The following is a 24,822-nucleotide window of genomic DNA, read 5'->3' as shown; positions in this document are numbered from 1 at the left end:
CTGGCGTTGACTTTTAGCACGCTGTTGAGTTCTCAAGGAACGGACGCTTCCTTTGTACTCACCCTCTCGGGCTTTCCTCCGGGCGCTTCCCTTCGTTGTGTTCCAAACTCTATCAGGTCTTTTTCGACTCCCTGACCACTCGTCTGCGAGCACGCAGAACCGGACCCAGGGATTAGGATCTGACTTGATAGATGCCGCCGAGTCCGGACGCTTGACTGCGTCGCTTGCCTCAGGCAGGAGACTGACTGTACATGGGGCGTTGGGTGGGCGCAAATCGTTTGTGTAGTGCCCCTACTCAGTCAACCGGGACCTCTCGCTGGGAACCGTGACTTTTTATGACTTACTGTTCTGAACAGTGCGCCGTCCAGGACAGGTAGTGACGGCGGCTACGAATCTCCACCCCTGGGAGGCTTGCCATGACCAGCGTTTCGTCCCCGCTTGCCGGACGCGCCATTGGGCTCTCTGCTGTACCGGATCCCGTCTTCTCCGGCGCGATGGTCGGGCCGGGTACCGCCATCGACCCCGTGCGCGAGCCGTCCGAGGCTATCTCCCCCGTCGACGGCATCGTCGTCTCGCTTCACCCCCATGCCTTCGTCGTCGTGGACGACCAGGGGCACGGCGTGCTGACCCACCTGGGCATCGACACCGTCCAGCTCAACGGCGAGGGCTTCGAGCTGCTCGTCAACAAGGGGGACACCGTGCAGCGCGGTCAGGCCATCGTGCGCTGGGACCCTTCGGCAGTCGAGGCGGCCGGCAAGTCTCCCGTGTGCCCGATCGTGGCACTCGAGGCCACTGCCGAGTCCCTCTCCGACCTCGTAGAGGATGGCGACGTGAAAGCTGGGGACGCTCTCTTCAGCTGGAAGTGACGTCATCGCCGTCCCTGACGGCAGGTACGACATACACCCGCGGCGGCTGGGCCCGTCGCTCTATCGGAGACGGTGAAATGGAGACAACGCTGCGAGGCGTCGGCGTGAGCCATGGTGTGGCGATCGGCGAGGTTCGGCACATGGGGACGGCGGTGCTCGAACCGCCTGCCAAGCAGATTCCCGCGGAAGAGGCCGAGCGCGAACAGGGGCGTGCTCGGCAGGCGGTGGAAGCCGTGGCAGCCGATCTGAATGCGCGCGGCAATCTGGCCGGTGGTGAGGCGCAGGCGGTGCTCGAGGCACAGGCCATGATCGCCCAGGACCCCGAGCTCATGGCCGACGTCGACCGGCGCATCACCGTCGGCAGCACGGCGGAGCGCGGGATCTACGACGCGTTCTCGCACTACCGCGAGCTCCTCGCGGGCGCCGGCGAGTACATGGCCGGTCGCGTCGCCGACCTCGATGACGTGCGGAATCGTATCGTCGCGCGACTTCTCGGTGTTCCGATGCCGGGTGTTCCTGACAGCGACGAGCCCTATGTCCTGATCGCGCGTGACCTCGCACCTGCGGATACGGCGCTGCTCGACCCCACGCTGGTGCTCGGCTTCGTCACCGAGGAAGGCGGGCCGACCAGTCACAGCGCGATCCTCGCGCGGGCGCTCGGTGTGCCCGCCATCGTCGCTCTGCCTGGTGCGGGTGAGCTGGCCGAGGGCACTGTGGTCGCCGTGGACGGCAGCACCGGTGAGATCTTCGTCGAGCCGACCGCGGAGAAGCGGAGTCAGCTCGAGGCCTCGGCTGCCGAGCGCAAGGCCGCGCTGGCCGCTTCGACCGGTCCCGGTGCGACGTCCGACGGGCACAAGGTTCCGCTGCTCGCCAACGTCGGCGGTCCCGCCGATGTGCCGGCGGCGGTGGAGGCCGGTGCCGAGGGTGTCGGTCTGTTCCGGACCGAGTTCCTCTTCCTTGATGACAGCACCAAGGCGCCGTCGGAGGAGAAGCAGGTCGAGGCGTACCGCAAGGTGCTCGAGGCCTTCCCCGAGGGCCGGGTCGTCGTGCGTGTGCTCGACGCGGGTGCCGACAAGCCGCTCGACTTCCTGACGCCCGCCGATGAGCCGAACCCGGCTCTGGGCGTGCGCGGGCTGCGGTCGCTGCTCGAGCACCCCGATGTGCTCCGTACGCAGCTGACCGCGCTGGCCAAGGCCGTGGAAGGGCTGCCGGTCTACCTCGAGGTCATGGCGCCGATGGTCGCGGACCGTATCGACGCCAAGGCGTTCGCCGACGCGTGCCGCGAGGCGGGGTTGCAGGCCAAGTTCGGTGCCATGGTGGAGATTCCGTCGGCCGCTCTGCGGGCGCGCTCGATTCTCCAGGAGGTCGAGTTCCTCTCGCTCGGCACCAACGACCTGGCGCAGTACGCCTTTGCGGCCGACCGCCAGGTGGGTGCCGTGTCCCGGCTCCAGGACCCGTGGCAGCCCGCGCTGCTCGACCTGGTCGCACTGTCCGCCGATGCGGCCAGGGCCGAGGGCAAGAGCTGTGGCGTATGTGGCGAAGCTGCGGCCGACCCGCTGCTCGCGTGTGTGCTGACCGGTCTTGGTGTCACCTCCCTGTCGATGGGTGCGGCGTCCATTCCCTACGTGCGGGCGACGCTGGCCAAGTACACGCTGGCTCAGTGCGAGCGTGCGGCCTCCGCCGCGCGTGCCGCGGACAGTGCTGAGGAAGCCCGGAAGGCCGTGCAGGCGGTTCTGTCCGGCGAGTAGCCGGAACCAGGTGTGTGAGGGGCGCTCCACCCGACATGGGTGGGGCGCCCCTCGGGCGTTCAGTGGCGGTGTTCCCCTTCGGGGGTGTCGCCTCCGGGGTCGTCGCCTCCGGGGTCGTCGCCTCCGATGGGCGGTGCCGCGCAATAGTCGACGCCGGATTCGGGGGCGACCAGGTCACCCGACACCGCGTCGGTGCAGTAGGCGTCGAAGACCTCGGCCGCGGTGAGGGGCACGAGTCGTGTGCCGTGCAGGCGCCAGCCCTGGACTCGGTCGGGCAGGCCGTCGGCGGTGGTGCGCATGACCAGGCCCGCGGCGCTGTGGGTGGCGATGCCGACCGCGAGGACCATGGTGAATTCCAGGGCTTCGGTCTCGTCGAGTTCTGTGTTGCCCTCGGTGTCCTGTGCGGCATGCAGCGCGGCGAGGAGTGTCTCGGGGGTGGCGGGCACGCTGCAGACCAGGTGCCGGGTGCCGGAACCGGGGATGTCGAGCAGCTGGACGAGCAGATCCGAGGCCCGGCTGAAGGCGGCTCGGCCGATGTCTTCGCCGCAGACCGCGCAGCTGCCGAGGCGGGCCAGGAGCACCGTCGCGTACTCCCAGGTGGCCTGGCGGACCGCTTCGTCGACGAGATCGGGGAGGAGGTCGGAGAGTGGCTGGCCGTCATAGGGGACGGTGGGCCCGCTGCCGGCCAGTTCGGCGGTGAAGCGGGTGCGGCTGGCCGGAGTGTCCGGGTCCAGGCCGGTGTCGGCGCAGTACTCCTCGTACTCCTCTGGATCGAAGAGCGCGATGGTGGTGTGTCCGCCGTCGGAGGCGAGGGACCTGAGCAGGGTTTCGGCCTGGCGGAGGTAGGTCTTGTGGTCGTCGAAGGTGAAGGTGCGGTAGCGGCGCATCGCCGCGAAGTCGTCCTCGTCGGCCAACAGGCCGATGGTTCCGGCGACTTCGCGGCGTAGTGCGCGGCGCATGGTGGTGTGCTGCGTGCGAGTCATGATTCCCCCTGCGGTGCGTCGATCAATGCTCACTCACAGTAACGGCGAGCACTGACAACGACGCTCGGCGGGAGATCAGGAGCGCTTACGGGCCAGTTCCTCGTAGAAGCGGAGCAGGTCGAGGTTGTCCACCGAGCCGGGGTTGACCGCCTTGTCCAGTGCCGTGCCTTGGAGCAGGCGCTTGACCGGGACCTCGATGCGCTTGCCGGTGAGGGTGTGCGGGATGCCGGGCACCTCGATGACCTCGTCGGGGACGTGGCGCGGTGACAGCTGCGCGCGGATCGTCTGCTTGATGCGGTCGCGCAGGCCGTCGTCGAGGGTGGCGCCGGGGGCGAGGTGGATGAAGAGGGGCATCCAGTAGCCGCCGTCGGGCTGTTCGACGCCGATGACGAGGGATTCGCGGATCTCGGGGAGCCGTTCGACGGCTTCGTAGATGTCGGCGGAACCCATGCGTACGCCTTGGCGGTTGAGCGTGGAGTCGGAGCGGCCGTGGATGACGACCGAGCCGTGCGACGTCACGGTGATCCAGTCGCCGTGGCGCCAGACGCCTGGATAGGTGTCGAAGTAGCTGTCGTGGTACCGGCTGCCGTCCGGGTCGTTCCAGAAATGGATGGGCATGGACGGCATCGGGTTGGTGACGACGAGTTCGCCGACCTCGTCGATGAGGGGCTTGCCCTGGGGGTCCCAGGCCTGGAGGTCGGTGCCGAGGCCGGGGGCCTGGAGTTCGCCGATGTGGACGGGCAGGGTCGGTACGGCTCCGGCGAAACAGGAGCAGACGTCCGTGCCGCCGCTGACGGAGGCCATCCACAGGCCGCCGGGGGTGTCATCGAACTCGTCGTGCAGCCAGCGGAACCCGTCGGGCGGGAGCGGGGAGCCGGTGGTGGCGACGCACTTCACGGTCGAGAGGTCGAAGTCGCGGGCCGGGTGCACGCCCGCCTTGCGGCAGGCCATGACATACGCCGCCGATGTGCCGAAGAGGGTGGCCTTGGTGCGTTCGGCGATGCGCCACTGGGCTCCGGTGTCGGGGTAGCCGGGGCTGCCGTCATAGAGGACGATCGTGGTGCCCGTGAGGAGGCCGGAGACGAGGAAGTTCCACATCATCCAGCCGGTGGACGTGTACCAGAAGAAGCGGTCTTCGGGGCCCAGGTCGCAGTGCAGGCCGAGCTGCTTGAGGTGCTCGACGAGGATGCCGCCCTGGGACTGGACGATGGCCTTGGGCAGGCCCGTGGTGCCGGACGAGTAGAGCACCCACAGGGGGTGGTCGAACGGGACCTGCTCGAAGACAGGGGCCGTGTCCGAAGAGGTGAGGGCGGACCATTCCAGGGCGCCTTCGGGGGCCTCGGTGCCGAGGAGCGGGATGTGGACGACGGCGCGCAGGGTGGGCAGTTCGCGGCGCAGTTCGGCGACGGCCTCGCTGCGGTCGTGCTCCTTGCCGCCGTAGCGGTAGCCGTCGACGGTGAACAGGACGACCGGTTCGACCTGCTGGAAGCGGTCGAGGACGCTGCGGGCGCCGAAGTCCGGGGCGCAGGAGGTCCACACGGCTCCGACGGCCGCACTGGCCAGGAGGGCGACGACCGCCTCGGGGATGTTCGGGACGTAGCCGCTGACGCGGTCCCCGGGGCGTACGCCGAGTGCGCGCAGCTCCGCCGCCAGGGAGCCGACCTGGCGGCGCAGCTCGCCCCAGGTCACGGTGGCGGGCTCATGGGTCTCATTCACGTGGAGGAGGGCCGGGCCGCCCGCGCGCGTGGGGTCCTCGGCGGCGCGCAGGGCGTGCTCGGCGTAGTTCAGCGTGGCTCCGGGGAACCATTCGGCCCCCGGCATCGAGCGGTCGCCGAGCACGCGCGCGTAGGGCGTGGAGAACCGTACGTCGAACCAGTCGGTCACGGCCTTCCAGAACGTGTCCAGTTCGTCCACGGACCAGCGGTGCAGTGCGGCGTAGCCACCGTCGGCGGGTGCTCCGTAGTGCTCGGCGGCCCACGCCTGGAACCGCGAGATCTGCGCGGCGGCGATCCGTTCCTGGTCGGGCTGCCAGAGCGGTGAGGGGTTCGCTGAGGACATGGGGCGGCTCCCGGGCTTTACGCGTCGTATGCGTGTGTGGTGCGCGCGTGCTGGTTGTGCGCGCGACACGGCTGACAGGGACGATGCCACGTGATCGATTTCGGCACCAGGGCGGGCCGCACACAGTCGGCGCGGCGACTATGTGCTGTCGCCCCAGGTGAACGGCAGTTGAACGATCCACACGGGCGGCTTCTTCGGTGGCAGGGTGAGCAGCATGAACGGTCGTGACCTGGTGCGTTCGATGAAGGCGGTCAGCTTGGTCGGTACGGCGCAGGGGTTGCGTGCGGTGCGGTCCTCTTGGCGCAGGCGGCGAGTGGACGCGTCCGGGCTCGCCCCCCGGGGTGCTGAGCGCGCGCGGGTGCCCGGTCCGGTGACGGGTGTGGAGCCGGGGCCTGGTGGCGGGGTCGTGCGGTTCGCGCGTTCCGAGCTGCGGGTGCGGGTCACTACGGGGGGTGCCATCTTCTGGGGCTGGGACGGTGCGGAGCCCGATCCTTCGTACGCGCTCGTCAGCGGTAGCCCCGAGGCGGACCCACGGGCCGTTCTGGAGCCCGACAAGGAGGGCGGCTGGCGGGTGGTGTCGGAGCGGGCGACGGTGGTCGTCTCGCGGCACGGGGCTGTCGAACTGCAGACGCCCGGTGGTCTGATGCTGCGCCGTGATCTGCCGCCGCGTTGGTGGGAGCCGGTCGACGGGGGCGGGGGGCACTGGCTCCAGCGGTCGAGAGTGGCAGCGGACGCGCGCTTCTTCGGGCTCGGGGGACGCGCGCGGGGGCCTCGGTTGCGGGACGGTACGTACCGGCTGTGGAACTCCGATCCCGGGAGTCCCTTCGGGCCCGGCGACGGTCCCTTGTACATCACGATGCCGGTGCAGCTCGTGGTGGCCGACGTCGGCTGTCATCTGGTCTTCCACGACAACACGTGGGACGGCACCGTGGCGGTGCACGAGGGCGAGGAGGGTGCGGGTTCCGGGCACGACAAGCCGGGTTCGTCCGAGGTGCGCATGGACGGTGGACCGCTGCGGTGCTGGGTCATGGTGGGCACTCCCGCGCGCGTGCTGCACACCTGGGCGTCGCTGACGGGGCCGCCCGCGCTGCCGCCGGCGTGGGCGCTCGGGCACCATCACGCGCGGTGGGGCTTCGGCGGTGAGCAGGAGGTGCGGCTGATCGTCGCGGGGTATCGGGAGCGGGGGCTGCCGCTGGACGCCGTACATCTGGACATCGATCACTACGAGGCGCATCAGGTGTTCACCGTCGACAAGGAGGCCTATCCCCATCTGCCGCAGCTGGCCGACGACTTGCTCAAGGACGGTGTGCGTCTGGTGTCGATCGTCGATCCGGCGGTGAAGGATGAGCCGGGGAATGAGGTGTACGACAGCGGCAGCGCGACGGACGCCTTTGTGCGGGACGCCACGGGGCGGACAGTGCGTGGGGTCGTCTGGCCGGGTGAGGCGGTGTATCCGGACTTCACGGACGCACGGGTGCGGGAGTGGTGGGGCGGGCTCTACAAGGAAAGGCTCGCCCAGGGATTCGCGGGCTTCTGGCACGACATGAACGAGCCGGTCTCGTTCGCCGCCTTCGGGGAGCCGACGCTGCCCCGTTCGGCCCGGCACGCCCTGGAGGGACGTGGCGGCGACCACCGTGAGGCGCACAACGTGTACGGGCTTGGCATGGCGCGTGCCGGGTATGAGGGGCTGCTCGAACTGCGCCCAAAGGAGCGGCCGTTTTTGTTCTCGCGCTCCGGGTGGGCGGGAATGCAGCGCTACGGAGGGACCTGGTCCGGGGACGTGGCCACGGGGTGGCCGGGATTGCGGGCGTCGCTGTCCCTGGTCCTGGGTCTTGGGCTGTGCGGTGTGCCGTACTCGGGTCCTGATGTGGGCGGGTTCGACGGCAGTCCGTCGCCCGAGCTGTATCTGCGGTGGTTCCAGCTCGGGTCGTATCTGCCGCTCTTCCGTACGCACGCGGCGCTGCGGGCGGGGCGCAGGGAGCCCTGGGAGTTCGGCCCGGAAGTGCTTGGGCACGCGCGCGTGGCTCTCGTCGAGCGCCAGCGGCTGCTGCCGTACTTCGTGACGCTCGCGCATCTGGCGCGGCGTACGGGTACGCCTTATGTGCGGCCCTTGTGGTGGGGCAGTCCGGAGGACCGGGCCCTGCGCGACTGCGAGGACGCGTTCCTGCTCGGGGACTCTCTGCTGGTGGCTCCGGTGCTCGAGCCCGGTGCCGTCCGCCGTACGGTGCGGCTGCCGCGGGGCCGCTGGTACGACACGGTGACCGGGACAGCGTACGAAGGCCCTGGCCGTGTGCTCCTGGAGGCCCCGCTGTCCCGTGTCCCGGTGCTCGCGCGGGCCGGCGCGGTGCTGCCGGTGCGGGGCGCCGACGGCGGGCTCGAGCTGGAGGTGTGGGCGCCCGCACCGGGGCGTGCTGGCGGCGGTCTGGTGGTCAGGGACGCGGGTGACGGGTGGGAGCAGCCGGAGATCGAGCGGTTCGTGGCGCGGTGGGGCGGGGGGCGTGTGGTGGTGGAGCGGGACGGCAGGGACGGCGAGGAGGCCGCGGGCGAGCTCGGGCTGCGGGTAACCGTCCGGGGGACGCCGCAGAGTCAGATGTAGCGCCCTTCGAACCAGGCGCGGACCACCAATGTGTGCAGAGGGAAGGCCAGTTCGGCCGGGCGGTGCAGCAGGTGCCAGCCCTCGGTCTCGTCCGTGGGGGTGGGGTCCGGCAGCTCGGCCGCCGGGCGCTCAGGCAGGTGTCCGAAGAGCAGCAGGTATCCGTCGGGTGCGCTGAGCGCCTCCGCGAGGCGGACGTCACGGCTCGCCGCGCTGATGCCCGTCTCCTCCTTGAGCTCGCGGACGACGGCGTCCCGCCAGTCCTCCCGGTCGTCGACGAACCCTCCGGGCAGGGCCACGCCCCCGCGCGCGGGGGCGATGGTTCGGGTCACGACGACGAGGGCGGTGCCCTTGGAGTCGTACACCGGCTGCAGCGCCACCGCAACGGGCAGCGGGTTGCGGTAGATCACCGTGCCGCAGGCGGCGCAGGTGCGGGGCCAGCCGGAAAGGTGGTCGCCGTAGGGCGCCCCGCAGCTCGAACAGTGGGAGTTCAGGACGGGGTTGGCGCGGTGCTGGGATGCGGACACGCCGCGGACTGTATCCGATCGCCATGGTGCCGGTCTTTCGCTCCGGGACCGGTTCCTGATAGATGCAGGGTTCATGACAGGAATTGCCCCCGCCCTGCGGAATCTCGCCGTCACCGCCACCGCTCTCGTCGCCGTGGCCGCCGTCCCCGCTCCCGCCCACGCCGAGCCCGAGCCCAAGGCCCCCGATGAGTTCGTGGCGTTGCGCGATGTCGATCCGACGATCATCCAGGAGATGCGCTACTTCACGCCGCACAACTTCGTGGGTGAGCCCATCGACGGCTACAAGAAGCCGATGTGCATCCTCACGGAGCCCGCGGCGCGTGCGCTGCACAAGGCCCAGCGCACGCTGCTGCGCAAGGGCTACTCCCTGAAGGTGTACGACTGTTACCGGCCGCAGCGGGCGGTCGACCAGTTCGTGCGCTGGGCCGAGGATCTCGGTGACGTACAGATGAAGGCGGAGTTCTATCCCCATGTCGACAAGTCGCGGTTGTTCGAGGACGGTTACATCGCGGCGAAGTCCGGGCACAGCCGCGGCTCCACGCTCGATCTGACGGTCGTGAAGCTGCCCGTCCTGCCCACGCGCCCGTACGTGCCCGGAGAGGCGCTCACGCCCTGCTACGGGCCCAAGGACGAGCGGTTCCCCGACAACTCCCTGGACATGGGGACGGGCTTCGACTGTTTCGACACCCTCTCCCACACGGACGACCCCCGGATCACCGGCAAGCAGCGCACAAACCGGGATCTGTTGCGGGGCGCCCTGACAAAGGTCGGGTTCGTGAACCTTCCTGAGGAGTGGTGGCACTTCACGTACAAGCCCGAGCTCTTCCCTGACACCTATTTCGACTTTCCCGTCGCACGCCGCTCACTGGAGGTGAAGGAGTAAGTACCGCGCTACTGACGGGATCCGGTTGCCCGTGGCACACTTCTGACGTTCCGTCAGATTGAGATGTCCAGTGTCATGGAGGGGCCTTGTCGCGAACGCGTACTCCTGTGGTGGCCGGCTGGTTCGCCGGGGAGGGGGACAACTTCCGCCTTCTGGGCACGCGGTGCTCGGCCTGCGCCTGTGTCTTCTTTCCCCGCGAGGACGGCTTCTGCCGCAACCCCGGCTGCTCGGGCGGCGGCCTCGACGAGGTGCCGCTCTCCCCGCGCGGCCGCGTGTGGTCGTACACGGACAGCCGCTACCGACCGCCCGCGCCTTATGTGTCCGATCCGGAACTTCCGTGGCAGCCCTACGCGTTGATCGCTGTGGAGCTGGAAGCCGAGCGGATGGTGGTGCTCGGCCAGTCGGTTCCGGGGGTCACCGTCGCCGATCTGGAGGTCGGCATGGAGGTGGAGGTCGTCCCCGGCGTGCTCGATGAGGATGCCGATACGACGTGGACCACGTGGTACTGGCGGCCGGTGGGGGTGAGCGCATGACCAGCGAAGTGGCGGTGCTCGGCGCGGGCATGCACCCGTGGGGCAAATGGGGCCGGAGTTTCATCGAGTACGGAACTGCGGCGGCCCGCGCGGCGCTCGCCGACGCCGGGGTGGACTGGCGCGACGTCGGGTCGATCGTCGGCGCGGACACGGTCCGCGGCGGCTATCCCGGGTATGTGGCGGGGGCGACGTTCGCGAAGGCGCTCGGCTGGCAGGGCGCGCGGGTCGCGAGCGTGTACGCGGCGTGCGCATCCGGGGCCCAGGCGATCAACACGGCACGTACGCAGATCCTCGCGGGCCTCGCCGATGTCGTCCTCGTGGTCGGGGCCGACGCCGCCCCCAAGGGGTTCTTCCGGCCCGCCGGAGGAGACCGGCACGACGACCCGGACTGGCTGCGGTTCCGCGTCCTCGGTGCCACCAATCCCACCTACTTCGGCCTGTACGCACGCCGCAGGATGGCCGTACACGGCGACACCCTGGAGGACTTCGCGCAGGTCAAGGTGAAGAACGCGGCGGCCGGGACGCTCAACCCGAACGCGCGCTACCGGAAGACCGTCACAGCGGAGGAAGTGGCCGCGTCGGCCGTCGTCGCCGACCCCCTGCGGCTGCTCGACATCTGCGCGACGTCGGACGGGGCGGCGGCCCTCGTGCTCTCCAGCATGGAGTTCGCGCGGCGCCACGGCACGACGGACCCGGTACGGATCCGCGCGGTGTCCACCGTGACGCCGACCTATCCGAACACGGTCCTCGACCTGCCGGACATCGCGACGGACTCCGCCGCCGCCGTGGCACCCGCCGACGGGACGTTCCGCGCCTCCATCGCACGCGCGGCGTACGAAGAAGCGGGCATCGGGCCCGAAGAGCTCTCCTTCGCGGAGGTGTACGACCTCTCCACCGCGCTCGAGCTGCAGTGGTACGAGGACCTGGGACTCTGCGGCGAAGGAGAGGGCGCCAAGCTGCTACGGGAGGGTGCGACCGCTCCGGGCGGACGCATACCTGTCAACCCGAGTGGTGGGCTCGCCTCCTTCGGAGAGGCCGTTCCGGCTCAGGCTATCGCCCAAGTGTGCGAACTCACCTGGCAGTTGAGGGGCACGGCAGGGGCACGGCAGGTGGCGGGGGCGCGCGCGGGGATCACCGCGAACCAAGGTCTCTTCGGGCACGGCTCCTCGGTCGTCGCGGTGCGCTGAGCGCGATCGCCCGTCCCCGCACAGCTCATCGCAGGGGAGGGCGCGCGTGCACCGCGGGGGAAGGACCTACGCCGGTTAACCGTTGCCGTCCGCGACCTTGACGCTCCATCACCACCGGTGAACACTTCCGGTGTCAGTCGGCATCGCCGCACTTCGGCTCCGCGCCACTCAGGGCCCCTGTACGGGTGAAGGGTCTGCACCAAGAGCCTGTTCAGCGGGTCATCCCCCTCTGGGCGATTCGACTGCGACGGCACGCTCGCCATGGAAGCCGGGCGGGGCGCGGGACACCCCTGCCTTCGGCTGAAGTCACCGGGCACAGCCAGGCAGTAGTCGTGGGAAACGCACCCTGCACGGAGTACCGGGGCGACCGCCCCGGGCGAGGGCCTAGGAGCCGCCATGTACTCGAATGGGGACATCTTCGTCGGTGAGATCATCGGCACCGCGATTCTGATTCTCTTCGGCGCCGGCGTATGCGCCGCCGTCACCTTGAACTATTCGAAGGCGAAGGCCTCCGGATGGATCGTCATCGCCTTCGGATGGGGCTTCGGCGTGATGGCGGGGGCGTACACCGCCGCGCCGCTCTCCGGCGGCCACCTCAACCCGGCCGTCACGATCGGCATCGCCATCGACACGGGCAAGTGGGACAAGGTCTGGATCTACCTGCTCGGACAGATGATCGGCGCCATGCTCGGCGCCGTACTCGCGTATCTCGTCTATTTCGCGCAGTTCAACGCGAACGTCCCACGTGGCGGCGCGAAGAGCGACGCGGAGAGCGTGGACGAGCCGACGCCGACCCTCGGCATCTTCTCGACCGGCCCCGAGATCCGTAACCCCGTCGCCAACCTGCTCACCGAGATCATCGGGACCATTGCCCTGGTGCTTCCGCTGCTCGCCTTCGGCCTCACCAAGGGCCTCGGCGAGTCCGGCACGCTCGTGCTGATCGTCGCCTTCCTGGTCGTCGGCATCGGCCTCTCGCTCGGCGGGCCCACCGGCTATGCCATCAACCCGGCCCGCGACCTGGGCCCACGCATCGTGCACACGTTCCTGCCGATCCCGAACAAGGGCACGTCCGACTGGAGTTACGCCTGGATCCCCGTGGCCGGGCCCCTGATCGGCGGAGCGCTCGCAGGTCTCATCTACAACGCAGCCTTCTGACTCAAGGGGTAGCCATGCCGGACAACTCCGAGAAGTTCGTCGCCGCCATCGACCAGGGCACCACCTCAAGCCGCTGCATCATCTTCAATCACTCGGGCGAGATCGTCGCCGTGGACCAGCGCGAACACCGCCAGATCTTCCCGAAGCCAGGCTGGGTCGAGCACGATGCCACCGAGATCTGGTCCAAGGTGCAGGCCGTGGTCGCGGGGGCGATCGCCAAGGCCGGGCTCCGTGCCGACCAGGTCAGCGCGCTCGGCATCACCAACCAGCGCGAGACGACCGTCCTGTGGGACCGCGCCACGGGCAAGCCGGTGCACAACGCGATCGTCTGGCAGGACACCCGGACGTCCGCACTCTGCAACGAACTGGGCGGCGCGGACGGCCAGGACAGGTTCCGGGAGCAGACAGGACTGCCCCTCGCGAGCTACTTCTCCGGGCCCAAGGCGGCCTGGCTGCTCGACAACGTGCCGGGATTGCGGGCGCGCGCCGAGCGCGGCGAGATCGCCTTCGGCACCATCGATTCCTGGCTGATCTGGAACCTCACCGGCGGCACTGACGGCGGCGTGCACGTCACCGACGTCACCAACGCCGGGCGCACCATGCTGATGAACCTGGCCACGCTCCAGTGGGACCAGTCGATCCTGGCCGCGATGAACGTCCCCGAGGCGATCCTGCCGGAGATCCGGTCGTCGGCCGAGGTCTACGGAACGGCCGTCGGGCAGCTCTCCGGTGTGCCGGTGGCATCCGCCCTCGGAGACCAGCAGGCGGCCATCTTCGGGCAGGCCTGCTACGACACGGGGACGGCGAAGAACACGTATGGAACGGGCAGTTTCCTGTTGCTCAACACCGGTAACCGGCCCGTGCCTTCGAAGAACGGGCTGCTCACCACGATGGGCTACAAGATCGGCTCCGATGCGCCCGTCTACTGCCTCGAAGGGGCGATCGCCATCACCGGCGCGCTGGTGCAGTGGTTCCGCGACCAGCTCGGCATCATCCGCAGCGCCGACGAGATCGAGCCCCTGGCCGCGAGCGTGGAGGACAACGGCGGCGCGTACATCGTGCCCGCGTTCTCCGGCCTCTTCGCGCCCTACTGGCGCTCCGACGCCCGTGGAGTCGTCACCGGACTCACCCGCTACGTCACCAAGGCCCATCTGGCACGCGCCGTCCTGGAGGCGACCAGCTGGCAGACCCGCGAGGTCGTCGACGCCATGTACCAGGACTCCGGGGTGCAGCTGCGGTCCCTGAAGGTGGACGGCGGCATGACGAAGAACAATCTGCTGATGCAGCATCAGGCCGACATCCTCGGGGTGCCGGTGATCCGGCCGAAGGTCTCCGAGACGACGTGTCTGGGCGCCGCGTACGCCGCCGGGCTCGCGACCGGCGTGTGGAACGACCTCGACGAGCTGAAGGCGCACTGGCAGCGGGACGTCGAATGGACGCCTGCGATGGCCGAGGAGGCACGCGAGCGCGAATACCACAACTGGCACAAAGCAGTGGAACGGAGCTTCGGCTGGCACGAGGACAGCGCGAGCTGAGCCGGAGACGACCACGGCCCGTACCCCGGTCGGCGGGGGTACGGGCCATGGCTCCGTCCGGTCACGTCGTCGCGGGTTCCCTGGCCGCGGCTGCCGCCGTCATCGCATGCTGGACCACTCCGATGAGCACTTCCTTGACGGACTGCCGCTCGCGCGCGTCGCACATCACCACGGGGACTCCGGGATCGAGGTCGAGCGCCTGGCGTACGGAGTCGGCGGGGTATCGGGACGCGCCTTCGAAGCAGTTGACGCCGACTACGAAGGGTATGGAGCGCCGCTCGAAGTAGTCGACGGCGGCGAAGCAGTCCTCGAGGCGGCGGGTGTCGGCGAGGACCACGGCCCCGAGTGCTCCGGTGGCCAGCTCGTCCCAGAGGAACCAGAAGCGGTCCTGGCCCGGGGTGCCGAAGACATAGAGCACCAGGTCCTCGCGGAGCGTGATCCGGCCGAAGTCCATGGCGACGGTGGTGGTGTGCTTGCCCGAGACACCGCTGGTGTCGTCGACCGGCCTGCCCGCCTCGCTGAGCGCCTCCTCGGTGCGCAGCGGCTTGATCTCGCTGACCGCGCCGACAAGAGTCGTCTTGCCGACTCCGAAGCCGCCCGCCACCAGGATCTTCAGCGTCACCGGCTCGACGGGGGCCTTGCCGCGCTCAGAACGCTTGAAGATCATCGCTCGCTTCTCCTGGATCAGTTGCTTCGGGGGTTGCGCTTGCTTCATCAGGGGTTCCGCTTGCTTCAGTCGTATCGAGCGCGGCACGGCCGTATCCGCCGCCGCCAGGGGTTTCGATCACGAGTACGTCGCCGGGTCCCGCGTCCGCGAAATCGCTGCCGCCGAGCGCCTGGACGGTGCCGTCGGCGCGCTCCACGCGGTTCGTGCCGAGCGCTCCGGGGCTACCGCCCGCCATGCCGTACGGCGCCACCCTGCGGTGCTGCGAGAGCGTGGACACCGTCATCGGTTCGCGGAACCGGATGCGGCGCACGGCCCCGTCCCCGCCGCGCCACCTCCCGCTGCCGCCGCTGCCCCGCCGCACCGCGAACTCCTCGAGCAGCACGGGAAGGCGCCATTCGAGCACTTCGGGATCGGTGAGCCGGGAGTTGGTCATATGGGTCTGGACGACGGATGCCCCGTCGAAGCCGTCGCCCGCGCCGGATCCGGAGGCCACCGTCTCGTAGTACTGATGGCGGTCGTTTCCGAAGGTGACGTTGTTCATCGTGCCGGAGCCCTCGGCCTGGACGCCCAGGGCGCCGTAGAGCGCACCGGTGATCGCCTGTGAGGTCTCGACGTTCCCGGCGACGACGGCCGCCGGAGGCTCGGGCGCGAGCAGGGAGCCAGGCGGCACGATGATGCGCAGTGGGCGCAGGCAGCCGTCGTTGAGCGGGATGTCCTCGGCCACCAGAGTGCGGAAGACGTACAGGACCGCGGCGTTGACCACCGCGAAGGGTGCGTTGAAGTTGGTGGCGAGCTGGGGGGACGTACCGGTGAAGTCGACGGTCGCCGAGCGTGCTTCGCGGTCCACCGAGACGTGGACCCGGATGACGGCTCCCGAGTCGGTTGGATAGGCGAACTCGCCCTCTTCCAGGGCGTCGATGACACGGCGTACCGCTTCCTCGGCGTTGTCCTGGACGTGCCTCATGTACGCCTGGACGACATCGAGCCCGAAGTTCTCGATCATGCGGGCTACTTCGTCGACGCCCTTCTGGTTGGCGGCGATCTGGGCGCGCAGGTCGGCGAGGTTGGTGGCCGGGTTGCGGGAGGGGTACGGGGCGTCGGTGAGCAGGCTCAGGGTCTCGGCCTCGCGGAAGCGACCGCCCTCCACAAGAAGCCAGTTGTCGAAGAGGATGCCTTCCTCCTCGATGGTGCGGCTGTTCGCGGGCATGGAGCCGGGGGCGATGCCGCCGATCTCGGCGTGATGCCCGCGCGAGGCCACGTAGAAGAGGATCCGCTGCCCCCGCTCCCCCGCAGTGTCGAAGACCGGGGTGATGACCGTGACGTCAGGGAGGTGGGTCCCTCCGTGGTACGGGTCGTTGACGGCGTAGGTGTCCCCGGGGCGCATACTCGCGCCACGCCGTTGGATCACCTCCTTCACGCTGGTGCCCATGGAGCCCAAGTGCACCGGGATGTGCGGGGCGTTGGCGACCAGGTTGCCGTCCGGGTCGAAGAGCGCGCAGGAGAAATCGAGCCTCTCCTTGATGTTGACCGACTGGGCCGTGGACTCCAGGCGGGCGCCCATCTGTTCGGCGATCGACATGAAGAGGTTGTTGAAGACTTCGAGGAGTACGGGGTCGGCCTCGGTGCTCGCGCTGGAACCCTCGGGCACCGCCACACGTTCCATGACCAGGTGTCCCTCGCGTGTGATGGCCGCCTGCCAGCCGTCGTCCACGATCGTCGTGGCGCTGGCCTCGGTGATGATCGCGGGTCCGGTGACGGTCTCGCCGGGCGGCAGTTCCTCGCGCCGGTGCAGGAGGACGTCGCGCCAGATGCCGCCCGTGTGCAGGCTGACGGTCTCCGGGGTGCCCTGCCGGGTGGCGACGACAAGCGTGGAGAGGTCGGGCTGCTCGGTCAGTCCTGTGGCCTCCACGGAGAGGGCCTCGACGACGACAGGGCGGTCCAGGGTGAAGGAGTAGGTGGTGCGGTGGTTCTCTTCGAAGACGCGGGTCATGGTGTCCGGCTCCGTGAGCTCCACGGTGAGCGTGGTGTCGGTGCCGTCGTAGCGCAGTTGGGCGCGTCGGGTGACGCGGATGCGTTCCTCGGGCACGTCCTCCGCGCGGAGTTCGGCGCGGGCCGCTTCCTCGAGGTCGTCGGCGGTCTTCAGGACGTGGGGCATCGCGGACGGTTCGAGGCGGGCCTCCACGGACTGTTCGCGCATCGCGGTGGTGTCGGCGAGGCCGATGCCGAGCGCGGACAGCACGCCTGCCATCGGTGGTACGAGGACGGTGCGGATGCCGAGCGAGTCGGCGACCATGCAGGCGTGCTGGCCGCCCGCGCCGCCGAATGTCGTGAGGGCGTAGCGGGTGACGTCGTGGCCTTTCTGGACCGAGATCCGCTTGACGGCGGAGGCGATATTGGCGACCGCGATCCGTAGATAGCCCTCGGCGACCTGCTCGGGAGTGCGGTCGTCGCCGGTGCGGTCCCTGATGTCGCGGGCCAAGACCGCGAAGCGGTCGCGTACGAGTGTCTCGTCGAGCGGCTGATCGCCGTTCGGCCCGAATACCCGGGGGAAGTGGGCGGGCTGGACGCGGCCGAGCGCGACGTTCGCGTCGGTGACCGTGAGCGGGCCGCCGCCCCGGTAGCTCGCCGGGCCCGGTGTCGCGCCCGCCGAGTCGGGTCCCACGCGGTATCGGCTCCCGTCGAAGTGCAGCACGGAGCCGCCACCCGACGCGACCGTGTGGATGTCCAGCATCGGCGCACGAAGCCGCACGCCCGCGATCTGGGTGGTGAAGACCCGCTCGTACTCGCCCGCGTAGTGCGACACGTCCGTGGATGTGCCGCCCATGTCGAAGCCGATGACGCGGTCGAAGCCCGCACGGTGCGACATGCGGGCCATGCCGACGATGCCGCCAGCGGGCCCGGACAGGATCGCGTCCTTGCCACGGAACTGGCCCGCTTCGGTGAGGCCGCCGTTCGACTGCATGAACATCAGCCGCACGCCCCGGAGTTCATCGGCGACGTGCTGGACGTAGCGGTGCAGGACGGGCGAGAGATACGCGTCGACGACGGCCGTGTCCCCGCGCGGGACCAGTTTCATCAGAGGGCTGACCTCACTGGAGAGTGAGACCTGCGGAAAGCCTGTGCGGTCCGCGAGTCCACCGATGGCCCGCTCGTGGGCGGGGTACAGATGGCTGTGCATACAGACGACCGCCACGGCCCGGATGCCGTCTTCGTAGGCCTGGCGCAGTGGCGCGGCGAGCTGCTCCAGGTCGGGGGCGCGCACGACGTCCCCTTCCGCGGTGACGCGTTCGTCGACCTCGATGACCTGGTCGTACAGCAGCTCCGGGAGGACGATCTCGCGGGCGAAGATCTGCGGGCGGTTCTGATAGGCGATGCGCAGGGCGTCGCCGAAGCCGCGGGTGATCACCAGAGCGGTGGGCTCGCCCTTGCGCTCCAGGAGGGCGTTGGTGGCGACGGTGGTGCCCATGCGGACGGCGTCGATGCGTACGTCTGCCGGGTCGTCGGGTACGCCAGGGGCGGCGCCCAGGAGTTCACGAATGCCCGCGACGGCCGCGTCGGCGTAGCGGGACGGATTGTCCGACAGGAGCTTGTGCGTGAGCAGGTGCCCGTCGGGACGCCGCCCGACGACGTCCGTGAAGGTGCCGCCCCTGTCGACCCAGAACTGCCAGCCAGTCACGTCTCACTCCCGCTTCCGCGCTGTTCAGAGCGCCCGGAGGCCGTTGATCACGTCGCGCAGAATACTCTCGTCGGGCAGTTCCGCCGGGGGTACGGGACGTGTCACGTGCACCAGTTCGTCGTCGACCAGATCGCCGATGAGGACGCGGATCACTCCGATGGGAAGGTCGAGTTCGGCCGCCAGTTCGGCGACCGACTGAGGGCTGTCACGGCAGAGCCCGACGATGTCCACATGCTCCGGAGACAGCGTCCTGTCGGCCTCCGGGTCACCGGCGCGGGCCTCCGCGATGACGACCGCGATCAGATCGAGGCGGTGCTGGGCCGGGCTCGTGGTGCGGCCGCGTGTCATCGCGTACGGGCGCACCACGGGCCCGGCGTCGTCGTCGAACCAGCGAGGCGTCCCCTGTGTCCCTTGACCGTCTTCGCTCATACCCTCCCGCTACCCTCCCGTGGTCAGGTCGGTGCGTGGCGCCGTACCCAGATGCACACCCACCCTCTTGACCAGCAGCGTCATCTCGTAGGCGACCAGACCTACGTCGGAGTCCGCGTCCGCGAGGACGGCGAGACAGCTGCCGTCGCCGGCAGCCGTGACGAAGAGGAACGCGTCGTCGAGCTCGACCACGGTCTGGCGGACCCGGCCCGCATCGAAGTGGCGCCCGACGCCCTTGGCGAGGCTGTGGAAGCCGGAGGCGACAGCCGCGAGGTGCTCGCTGTCCTCCCTGGTCAGATCCTTCGATACGCCGGTGGGCAGACCATCGCCGGAGAGCACGAGCGCCTTGCGGATGCTGGCGACCCGCTGCACCAAGTCGTCGAGGAGCCAGTTCAGCTCTCCCGATCCCCCGGATGTGGCGGTACGTGCGTCGGCCTTCGGTGCGGTCATCGACCGTCCCCCTCAGATGTGGTTCCTGGTGCTGTGCCGTCGGAGGCGTCTTCGCCCGCGGCGTTCTCTTCACGGCCACGCTGCCAGCCACGCTGGAGCGAAGCCATCCGGCTGCGAACCTCATCGGCGTCGCGCTCTTCCGGCCTGGTCGTGGCCGGGGCCGAGTCGCGTTCCGTGCGGTGCTCCGGCCCGTCCTTCAGCTGCGGGGCGAGGTTGGCCTGACGGACGCGCCGTGGCAGTCCGCCGGGGGCTGTGGTGGACACCCGGTCGGCGTCCGGTGACGTCCCGGTGCCGGTCCTGGGCTCCGGGCGGGGCTGGGGCTCCGCCCGCCGGTTGCGCCTGGGGAGGTCCGGCGGCGGGTCGCCGGCCGAGGTGACGTCATGATGCGGCGGCGAGAGGTCGGGCCAGGCGGACTGCGGCTCGGGGCGGCGCGGCAGGTCCACTGCCTCGGCTGCGCTGCGGCCGCTGGTCCTGTCCACCACGCTTTCCCTGTCCACCGCGCCGCCCTGAGGACGTCCCGCAGAGGCCCCTGAGCGCTCCGGGCGCTCCGGGTCCTCGTCGGCGTCCCCTGCCGCCCCCCGGGGCCTCGTGTGCGTCACGGGGCGGCCGTGCGAGGAGACCAGCTTCGGGGTCCTGCGGCGGGGCAGCGCCACGGGGTCCCCATGGTCGCCGGATTCGCCTGAGCCGCCGGAGTCACTGCCGCTCGAGTCACCGAAGCCGCTGCCGCCTGGTGCCGAGTCGTCGGAGCGGGTGGGTTCGCGCTCGCCCGTCTCCCGCTCGTCGCGGGCCTGCTGGTGCTGTTCGTCCCCCGGGACCCCGGCCATGCGGCGGCGCGGGCGGAAGAGGCCGCCGCGCTCGCTGTCGTCGTCGCCGATCGCGCCGGGGAAGGGGTCCAGGCCCGCCATGCCGACCGGCGCCTCCAGCTCGACGGGGCCGTCGAGGAGGGACGCGGGCAACCCGGGCAGCTGTACGGGAACTTGGCCGAGCGCGGCTTTCCTGTCCCCTGCGCTGTCGCGGCCCACGGCCTCCTTGGGCTGCGGCCGGTCTAGGCGGAATCCGATGCCGTTCGTGTCCGGTACGTCGTCCGTGAGCAGCGTCTCCGGGATGAACACGACGGCGGTGGTCCCGCCGTACGGAGAGGGCTGCAAGGAGACGCGTACGCGCTGCCGCTGGGCGAGTCGGCTCACTACGAAGAGGCCGAGTCTGTCGGTGTCGGAGAGTTCGAACTCCGGTGTCTCCGCGAGGCGCAGGTTGGCGTCCAGGAGTGCGTCGGCCGCCATGCCGAGACCCCGGTCGTGGATCTCCAGAGTGAAGCCGTTGGCAACGTGCTCGCCGAGGACTTGCACCGCGGTGTGCGGGGGCGAGAACACCGTGGCGTTCTCCAGGAGTTCGGCCATCAGGTGGGTGAGGTCGGCGACCGCGGGCCCGGTGACGGCGATGCGCGGCAGGCGGCGCACCTCGATGCGTTCGTAGTCCTCGACCTCGGCGACGGCAGCGCGGACGACGTCCATGAGCTGGACGGGCTTGCGCCACTGCCGGGACGGGGCGGCGCCGGACAGGATCACGAGGCCCTCGGCGTGCCGCCTCATGCGGGTGGTGAGGTGGTCGAGGCGGAAGAGGTCGGCGAGTTCGTCGGTGTCCTCGGTCCTGCGCTCCATCGTGTCGAGCAGGGTGAGCTGCTTGTGAAGGAGCACCTGGCTGCGCCGGGCGAGGTTGACGAACACCTCGGAGACGCCGCGGCGCAGGTCGGCCTGTTTGACGGTGGCCTCGACCGCGGCGCGCTGCAGCGTGTTGAGTGCCTGGCCGACCTGGCCGATCTCGTCCTTCTCGTACGTGAGGCGGGGAGCTTCGGTCTCGACGTCCACCTGTTCGCCCGCCGCCAGGCGGCGCAGCACGCCGGGCAGCCGGACGCCGGACGCCTCGTGGGCCTCCAGGCGCAGGCGGCGCAGGTCGCGGATGAGGCTGCGGCCGATGCGCATGGACATGAAGATCGAGAACAGCAGCGCGAGCAGGCCGAACACGCCCGCCACGGCGACCCGGATGATCACGCCGACGGCAACCGGCTCGACCCGGTCCTGGAAGCGGTCGCCCGCCGCCTTGTCGCGCTCGGCGAGATCCTTGAGCGCCTTGCCCGAAGCGGAGTCCCAGCGCGCCGACGTGACGACGTGCGGCGTACCGGGCGCGGCCTCGATGACGTCCTTCTCGGCGCCCCTCAGCTGCGTCGTCTCGGCGCCGTTCCAGTAGCGCTCGTACGTGGCGCGTTCGTCCTCGGGCAGCTGGGCGAGGTTGACCTCGTACAGGAGCGTGCGCTGGGCCCTGAGGTCGGAGATCTCCCGGATCTCCTTCTTGGTGAGGCGGCGCGCGACCAGTGCGGAACCGAGCAACGCGTCCTCTCGGGAGAGCAGTTCACGCGCGCGTGACACCCCGACGAGCGCCCGGCGCTGCTCGTCCATCGTCACGTCGTCGAGACCGTGGAGGGTCATCAGGAAGCCGTAGCAGGGATCGATCAGCTTCGTATACATCTTCAGGGCGCCGGCCCGGGTGATCGTGCCTTCCTCGACCGTGCGGCGCAGCGACTCGATGCCCTCGAAGGAGTCGAGGAGAGAGGCGAGCCGGTCCGCCGACTGTCCGGTGACCTCGTCCCGTACATCCGGGTCGGCCGCGTTGTCCACGACCTTGGCCACCGTGTCATCGGTGGCCGTACGGCTGCGGCGCAGTGCGGCGAGCGCGTCGGACGCGCGGGGGTCGGCGAGATAGACGAGGGTCTGGCGGCGTTCCTGCTGGACGACCCGGGCGGTGTCCTCGATCGGGTAGCCGATCTTGTCGACGACGTTCGAGGCGTCGATGAGGTCCTTGGCCGACTGGCCGGTGAGATAGGTGGCGAAACCCCACATCGCGGTCAGGGAAATGAGCGGCACCAGCAGCAATGCCACGATCTTCCGGCGGATGGACTTCCCGCGAAAGCGCATGGCCTCCCCCAGATCGGCCCCCTTCGGCCACGCAATGGCCAGGGGCACACATGTGCGTCAACAAACGGCGTGAGCCTACTACTGACCCAGGAGCAACTCGAAGGCGCGTCCGGACGGAATTCAGCCGTGACGTGAAACGGACGTCCCTAGTTGTCCCTCCAATTCGGGAGATTGCATCCCGCGTGTGGCACATGCCACTCGGCACAATCACCCCTACCGATCGACCCAGTTGGCCGGATCTCTTCGCTCTCCCGAAACCGCTCGGGAATCTTCCCGGCCCCTCGTTCGTCTTTCAGTGCGGGAGTTGGGGACAGCGGGCACCAGAGACCGCAGGGCGTGCCGAGGTGGCGTAAAGCTGCGTATACCGGGCAGCCAATGGGAGAGCGGGACCGCCGACATCTCAGCGAGCGGCATCGGGGGGAGTGACGAGTTGATGGGCACGGCAGAGCGCCGACAAGCGCCTGAGGAGCGGTACGAGGCATCCGGGCGTCCGTACGGCGAGAGCGGCAGGGATCTGTGGGTCGAGGAGCCGGCGAGCAGGCGCCGGTTGCCCGATCCGGTGCGCACGGCAGCGGTGCGGGCCGTCATCATCGTGGCGCTGACCCTCATACAGGCGATGACGGCGTTCCTGAGCGCCCTTGCGGGATCCTGGCTGTCCTTCCCGATGGTGCTCAGCAGCGTGGCCAGCACGGTGGTGGCCACCTGGGGCGTCCTCGATGTGTGGGTGACCCGCCAGGTGTGGAACCAGCGGCACGGGGTGATCTCGGTGCCGAGCAGCACGGCGCGTCAGCTGCGACGCGAGCGGCGCCGGGCCCGTCGGCAGGCTCGGGTGGCCGCGCGGGGCGAGGGACGCATACGGAGGCGGGGCGGAGCGGGGCAGTTGTCGCACTCCTAGGAGTTGTTGCACTCCTAGGAGTCGTCGCCCTCCTCAGGGTTGTCGACCTCCCAGGAGTCACGCACCCTGGCCTCAGACCCCCGCGGGCACCCCTGCCGGCGCCGGTACCGCCGTCGGCTCGGCCGCATCCGCCTTCAGTTCGCGCCGCTTCCGCATGAACGGACGCGGCCGGTCGATCGCGAGCACCGCCGTGGTGCGCCCTTCTCGCTCGTACGCGGCGAGGAAGCTCCCGTCGTCCGGCGCCCCTTCGAGGATGCGCACGGTGTCATCGACGTGCCGCCGTCCCGCGAACTGGATACGGGAGCCGTACTGGTCGGACCAGAAGTACGGGAGCGGGCGGACCGTCTCGACGGTGTGGCCTGCCAACAAGTTCCGGACGGCGACGCGCGGTTGCTCCGTGGCGCTCGTCCAGTGCTCGGCCCGCGTGGCGCCCACGCGGGCGACATCGCCCACAGCGACGACGTGCGGAAGGCTGGTGACACAGCCGTCGTCGCAGAGGACTCCGTCGGCCAGGGCGAGGGTCGAGCCCGCGAGCCAGCCGGTGTTGGGGGCTGCCCCGATGCCGACGACGACCACGTCGGCGGGGATCATCCGGCCGTCGGACAGCTCCACTGCGGTGACGCCGGTGATGGGGGCGGTGGTGTCGCCGGTGATGTCCTTGTTGCCGGGGACGCCGGTCGCGCCGCCATGCAGCGCGGCCACGCCGGTGCCGGTCAGCAGCTCCGTGCCCCCGCGCTTGTGCAGTCCGGCGCACACCGCCGCCATGTCCGCGCCGAGTTGCGGGAGAAGCGGCAGCGGGGCCGCCTCGACGACCGTCACGTCGTGCCCGAGCGCCACGCACGAGGACGCGGTCTCGGCGCCGATGAACCCGCCGCCGATCACCACGACCCGCAGCGGGCCGATGGTCAGCTCCGCGCGCAGGGCGCGGGCGTCGTCCAGGGTGCGCAAGGTGTGGACCCCTGCCAGGGGCGGCCCCGGCAGCCGACGCGCGGACGCGCCGGTCGCGATGACCACCCCATCGCTCGCGACGGTCCTGCCGTCTTCGAGGACCACGGTGCGAGCGCGCGGGTCAAGACCGCGGGCGCGCACCCCGAGCAGCCACTCGGCGGCGATCTCGGCCGTCTCCTCGCCGTCGGACAGGGCGAGTTGATCCTCATCCGCCTTGCCGGTCAGGAAGTCCTTGGAGAGCGGCGGCCTGTCGTACGGTGGGTGCGGCTCGTCGCCGATGATCACGAGCCGTCCGTCGAATCCCTGGGCGCGCAGCTCGCGCGCCGCGTACAGCCCGGCGAGCGAGGCGCCCACCACGGTAATGGTCCTCATGCGGCGGAACCCTCCTCGGCCACCAGGTGGACATGGATCGTGCCGTCATCGACGCTCACCCGGTGGGTGCGCACGGCGCGGCGGGCGGGCAGGCAGGTCGGCCGCCCGGTACGGAGATCGAATGAGGCGGCGTGCAGCGGGCATTCGACCAGACAGCCCTCGAGCCACCCCTCCGAGAGAGAGGCGTCCTGGTGGCTACAGGTGTCGTCGATGGCGTAGATCTCGCCCTCGGCGTTGAACACCGCGATGGGTGGCGTGGTGTCGATGCGGACGGATTCGCCCGCGGGGAGGTCTTCTAGGCGGCAGACGGGAATCATGGGCCCCCCTCTTGATCTCTCTCGGCCCGGT

General features: G+C 69.9%; 19 protein-coding genes. 9 read left to right on the top strand and 10 right to left on the bottom strand.

Going from position 1 to position 24,822, the window contains the following annotated elements:
• The first annotated feature begins 416 nt into the window (after nt 1-416).
• Together ACGFSB_RS13685 and ptsP are read left to right on the top strand one after the other, a co-directional pair.
• A complete protein-coding gene (locus tag ACGFSB_RS13685) occupies nt 417-866 on the top strand; it encodes a PTS glucose transporter subunit IIA (RefSeq protein WP_393398038.1) in 450 nt (149 codons plus the stop codon).
• Nucleotides 867-943: 77 nt separating this feature from the next.
• Nucleotides 944-2,614 carry a phosphoenolpyruvate--protein phosphotransferase gene (gene ptsP / locus ACGFSB_RS13680; RefSeq protein ID WP_393398036.1) on the top strand — a complete coding sequence of 557 codons (1,671 nt, stop codon included), beginning with the start codon at nt 944-946 and terminating at the stop codon, nt 2,612-2,614.
• A 59-nt stretch (nt 2,615-2,673) separates the two neighbouring features.
• On the opposite strand, the gene ACGFSB_RS13675 is transcribed toward ptsP, so the two are convergent.
• Both ACGFSB_RS13675 and ACGFSB_RS13670 read right to left on the bottom strand, forming a co-directional pair.
• Nucleotides 2,674-3,597 carry a hypothetical protein gene (locus ACGFSB_RS13675; protein ID WP_393398034.1) on the bottom strand — a complete coding sequence of 308 codons (924 nt, stop codon included), beginning with the start codon at nt 3,595-3,597 and terminating at the stop codon, nt 2,674-2,676.
• A gap of 75 nt (nt 3,598-3,672) precedes the next feature.
• Nucleotides 3,673-5,655 (bottom strand): acetoacetate--CoA ligase, encoded by a 1,983-nt coding sequence (locus ACGFSB_RS13670; RefSeq protein ID WP_393398032.1) that lies wholly within the window; start codon nt 5,653-5,655, stop codon nt 3,673-3,675.
• A 214-nt stretch (nt 5,656-5,869) separates the two neighbouring features.
• Here ACGFSB_RS13670 and ACGFSB_RS13665 point away from each other — a divergent pair, with 214 nt between their 5' ends.
• Nucleotides 5,870-8,251: a glycoside hydrolase family 31 protein gene (locus ACGFSB_RS13665; protein ID WP_393398030.1), complete on the top strand. Its 2,382-nt coding sequence runs from the start codon at nt 5,870-5,872 to the stop codon at nt 8,249-8,251.
• Here the strand turns inward: ACGFSB_RS13665 and ACGFSB_RS13660 are convergent.
• Nucleotides 8,242-8,775, bottom strand: coding sequence for an NUDIX domain-containing protein (locus tag ACGFSB_RS13660; protein ID WP_393398028.1), 534 nt, complete (start codon nt 8,773-8,775; stop codon nt 8,242-8,244). The two genes, ACGFSB_RS13665 and ACGFSB_RS13660, sit on opposite strands and share 10 nt — an antisense overlap.
• A gap of 73 nt (nt 8,776-8,848) precedes the next feature.
• Between ACGFSB_RS13660 and ACGFSB_RS13655 the strand changes: the two genes are divergently transcribed.
• From ACGFSB_RS13655 to glpK, 5 genes are all read left to right on the top strand, one after another.
• Entirely contained in the window at nt 8,849-9,658 is an 810-nt protein-coding gene (locus ACGFSB_RS13655; RefSeq protein ID WP_393398026.1) for a M15 family metallopeptidase, read from the top strand.
• 107 nt (nt 9,659-9,765) lie between these two features.
• On the top strand, nt 9,766-10,191 hold the full coding sequence (locus tag ACGFSB_RS13650; protein WP_393398089.1) for a Zn-ribbon domain-containing OB-fold protein: 426 nt from the start codon (nt 9,766-9,768) through the stop codon (nt 10,189-10,191).
• A complete protein-coding gene (locus ACGFSB_RS13645; RefSeq protein WP_393398024.1) occupies nt 10,188-11,378 on the top strand; it encodes a lipid-transfer protein in 1,191 nt (396 codons plus the stop codon). Before ACGFSB_RS13650 ends, ACGFSB_RS13645 begins: the two co-directional genes overlap by 4 nt.
• A gap of 396 nt (nt 11,379-11,774) precedes the next feature.
• Nucleotides 11,775-12,533 (top strand): MIP/aquaporin family protein, encoded by a 759-nt coding sequence (locus ACGFSB_RS13640; protein WP_393398022.1) that lies wholly within the window; start codon nt 11,775-11,777, stop codon nt 12,531-12,533.
• A 14-nt stretch (nt 12,534-12,547) separates the two neighbouring features.
• Nucleotides 12,548-14,068 (top strand): glycerol kinase GlpK, encoded by a 1,521-nt coding sequence (gene glpK, locus ACGFSB_RS13635; protein WP_393398020.1) that lies wholly within the window; start codon nt 12,548-12,550, stop codon nt 14,066-14,068.
• A gap of 61 nt (nt 14,069-14,129) precedes the next feature.
• Here glpK and ACGFSB_RS13630 read toward each other — a convergent pair whose 3' ends face one another.
• Genes ACGFSB_RS13630 through ACGFSB_RS13610 form a run of 5 tightly spaced genes read right to left on the bottom strand, consistent with a single transcriptional unit; the run spans nt 14,130 to nt 22,259 of the window.
• A complete protein-coding gene (locus ACGFSB_RS13630; RefSeq protein WP_393398018.1) occupies nt 14,130-14,735 on the bottom strand; it encodes an ATP/GTP-binding protein in 606 nt (201 codons plus the stop codon).
• Entirely contained in the window at nt 14,716-18,411 is a 3,696-nt protein-coding gene (locus ACGFSB_RS13625) for a hydantoinase B/oxoprolinase family protein (protein ID WP_393398016.1), read from the bottom strand. The genes ACGFSB_RS13630 and ACGFSB_RS13625 overlap by 20 nt, the downstream gene beginning before the upstream one ends.
• A 24-nt stretch (nt 18,412-18,435) precedes the next feature.
• Nucleotides 18,436-18,840, bottom strand: a complete 405-nt coding sequence (locus ACGFSB_RS13620) for a DUF742 domain-containing protein (RefSeq protein ID WP_361192081.1) — start codon at nt 18,838-18,840, stop codon at nt 18,436-18,438.
• Nucleotides 18,841-18,849: 9 nt separating this feature from the next.
• On the bottom strand, nt 18,850-19,290 hold the full coding sequence (locus ACGFSB_RS13615; RefSeq protein WP_393398014.1) for a roadblock/LC7 domain-containing protein: 441 nt from the start codon (nt 19,288-19,290) through the stop codon (nt 18,850-18,852).
• Nucleotides 19,287-22,259 carry a nitrate- and nitrite sensing domain-containing protein gene (locus tag ACGFSB_RS13610; protein WP_393398012.1) on the bottom strand — a complete coding sequence of 991 codons (2,973 nt, stop codon included), beginning with the start codon at nt 22,257-22,259 and terminating at the stop codon, nt 19,287-19,289. The genes ACGFSB_RS13615 and ACGFSB_RS13610 overlap by 4 nt, the downstream gene beginning before the upstream one ends.
• 433 nt (nt 22,260-22,692) lie before the next feature.
• Here ACGFSB_RS13610 and ACGFSB_RS13605 point away from each other — a divergent pair, with 433 nt between their 5' ends.
• Entirely contained in the window at nt 22,693-23,154 is a 462-nt protein-coding gene (locus ACGFSB_RS13605) for a hypothetical protein (protein ID WP_393398010.1), read from the top strand.
• A gap of 72 nt (nt 23,155-23,226) precedes the next feature.
• Here the strand turns inward: ACGFSB_RS13605 and ACGFSB_RS13600 are convergent, their stop codons facing one another.
• Together ACGFSB_RS13600 and ACGFSB_RS13595 are read right to left on the bottom strand one after the other, a co-directional pair.
• Entirely contained in the window at nt 23,227-24,474 is a 1,248-nt protein-coding gene (locus ACGFSB_RS13600) for an NAD(P)/FAD-dependent oxidoreductase (protein ID WP_393398008.1), read from the bottom strand.
• Entirely contained in the window at nt 24,471-24,791 is a 321-nt protein-coding gene (locus tag ACGFSB_RS13595) for a bifunctional 3-phenylpropionate/cinnamic acid dioxygenase ferredoxin subunit (RefSeq protein ID WP_393398006.1), read from the bottom strand. Before ACGFSB_RS13595 ends, ACGFSB_RS13600 begins: the two co-directional genes overlap by 4 nt.
• Nucleotides 24,792-24,822 lie beyond the last annotated feature (31 nt).

This window comes from Streptomyces sp. NPDC048441 (genome assembly GCF_043200235.1).
GTDB lineage: Bacteria > Actinomycetota > Actinomycetes > Streptomycetales > Streptomycetaceae > Streptomyces.
Note: the sequence above shows the minus strand (reverse complement) of the source record. Positions and strands in the feature narration are given on the sequence as shown.

Excerpts from the sequence above, each read along its gene's own strand:
- ACGFSB_RS13685 (WP_393398038.1), top strand. The coding sequence starts at position 417 with ATGACCAGCGTTTCGTCCCCGCTTGCCGGACGCGCCATTGGGCTCTCT.
- ptsP (WP_393398036.1), top strand. The coding sequence starts at position 944 with ATGGAGACAACGCTGCGAGGCGTCGGCGTGAGCCATGGTGTGGCGATC.
- ACGFSB_RS13675 (WP_393398034.1), bottom strand. The coding sequence starts at position 3,597 with ATGACTCGCACGCAGCACACCACCATGCGCCGCGCACTACGCCGCGAA.
- ACGFSB_RS13670 (WP_393398032.1), bottom strand. The coding sequence starts at position 5,655 with ATGTCCTCAGCGAACCCCTCACCGCTCTGGCAGCCCGACCAGGAACGG.
- ACGFSB_RS13665 (WP_393398030.1), top strand. The coding sequence starts at position 5,870 with ATGAACGGTCGTGACCTGGTGCGTTCGATGAAGGCGGTCAGCTTGGTC.
- ACGFSB_RS13655 (WP_393398026.1), top strand. The coding sequence starts at position 8,849 with ATGACAGGAATTGCCCCCGCCCTGCGGAATCTCGCCGTCACCGCCACC.
- ACGFSB_RS13645 (WP_393398024.1), top strand. The coding sequence starts at position 10,188 with ATGACCAGCGAAGTGGCGGTGCTCGGCGCGGGCATGCACCCGTGGGGC.
- ACGFSB_RS13640 (WP_393398022.1), top strand. The coding sequence starts at position 11,775 with ATGTACTCGAATGGGGACATCTTCGTCGGTGAGATCATCGGCACCGCG.
- glpK (WP_393398020.1), top strand. The coding sequence starts at position 12,548 with ATGCCGGACAACTCCGAGAAGTTCGTCGCCGCCATCGACCAGGGCACC.
- ACGFSB_RS13630 (WP_393398018.1), bottom strand. The coding sequence starts at position 14,735 with ATGATCTTCAAGCGTTCTGAGCGCGGCAAGGCCCCCGTCGAGCCGGTG.
- ACGFSB_RS13620 (WP_361192081.1), bottom strand. The coding sequence starts at position 18,840 with ATGAGCGAAGACGGTCAAGGGACACAGGGGACGCCTCGCTGGTTCGAC.
- ACGFSB_RS13615 (WP_393398014.1), bottom strand. The coding sequence starts at position 19,290 with ATGACCGCACCGAAGGCCGACGCACGTACCGCCACATCCGGGGGATCG.
- ACGFSB_RS13610 (WP_393398012.1), bottom strand. The coding sequence starts at position 22,259 with ATGCGCTTTCGCGGGAAGTCCATCCGCCGGAAGATCGTGGCATTGCTG.
- ACGFSB_RS13605 (WP_393398010.1), top strand. The coding sequence starts at position 22,693 with ATGGGCACGGCAGAGCGCCGACAAGCGCCTGAGGAGCGGTACGAGGCA.
- ACGFSB_RS13600 (WP_393398008.1), bottom strand. The coding sequence starts at position 24,474 with ATGAGGACCATTACCGTGGTGGGCGCCTCGCTCGCCGGGCTGTACGCG.
- ACGFSB_RS13595 (WP_393398006.1), bottom strand. The coding sequence starts at position 24,791 with ATGATTCCCGTCTGCCGCCTAGAAGACCTCCCCGCGGGCGAATCCGTC.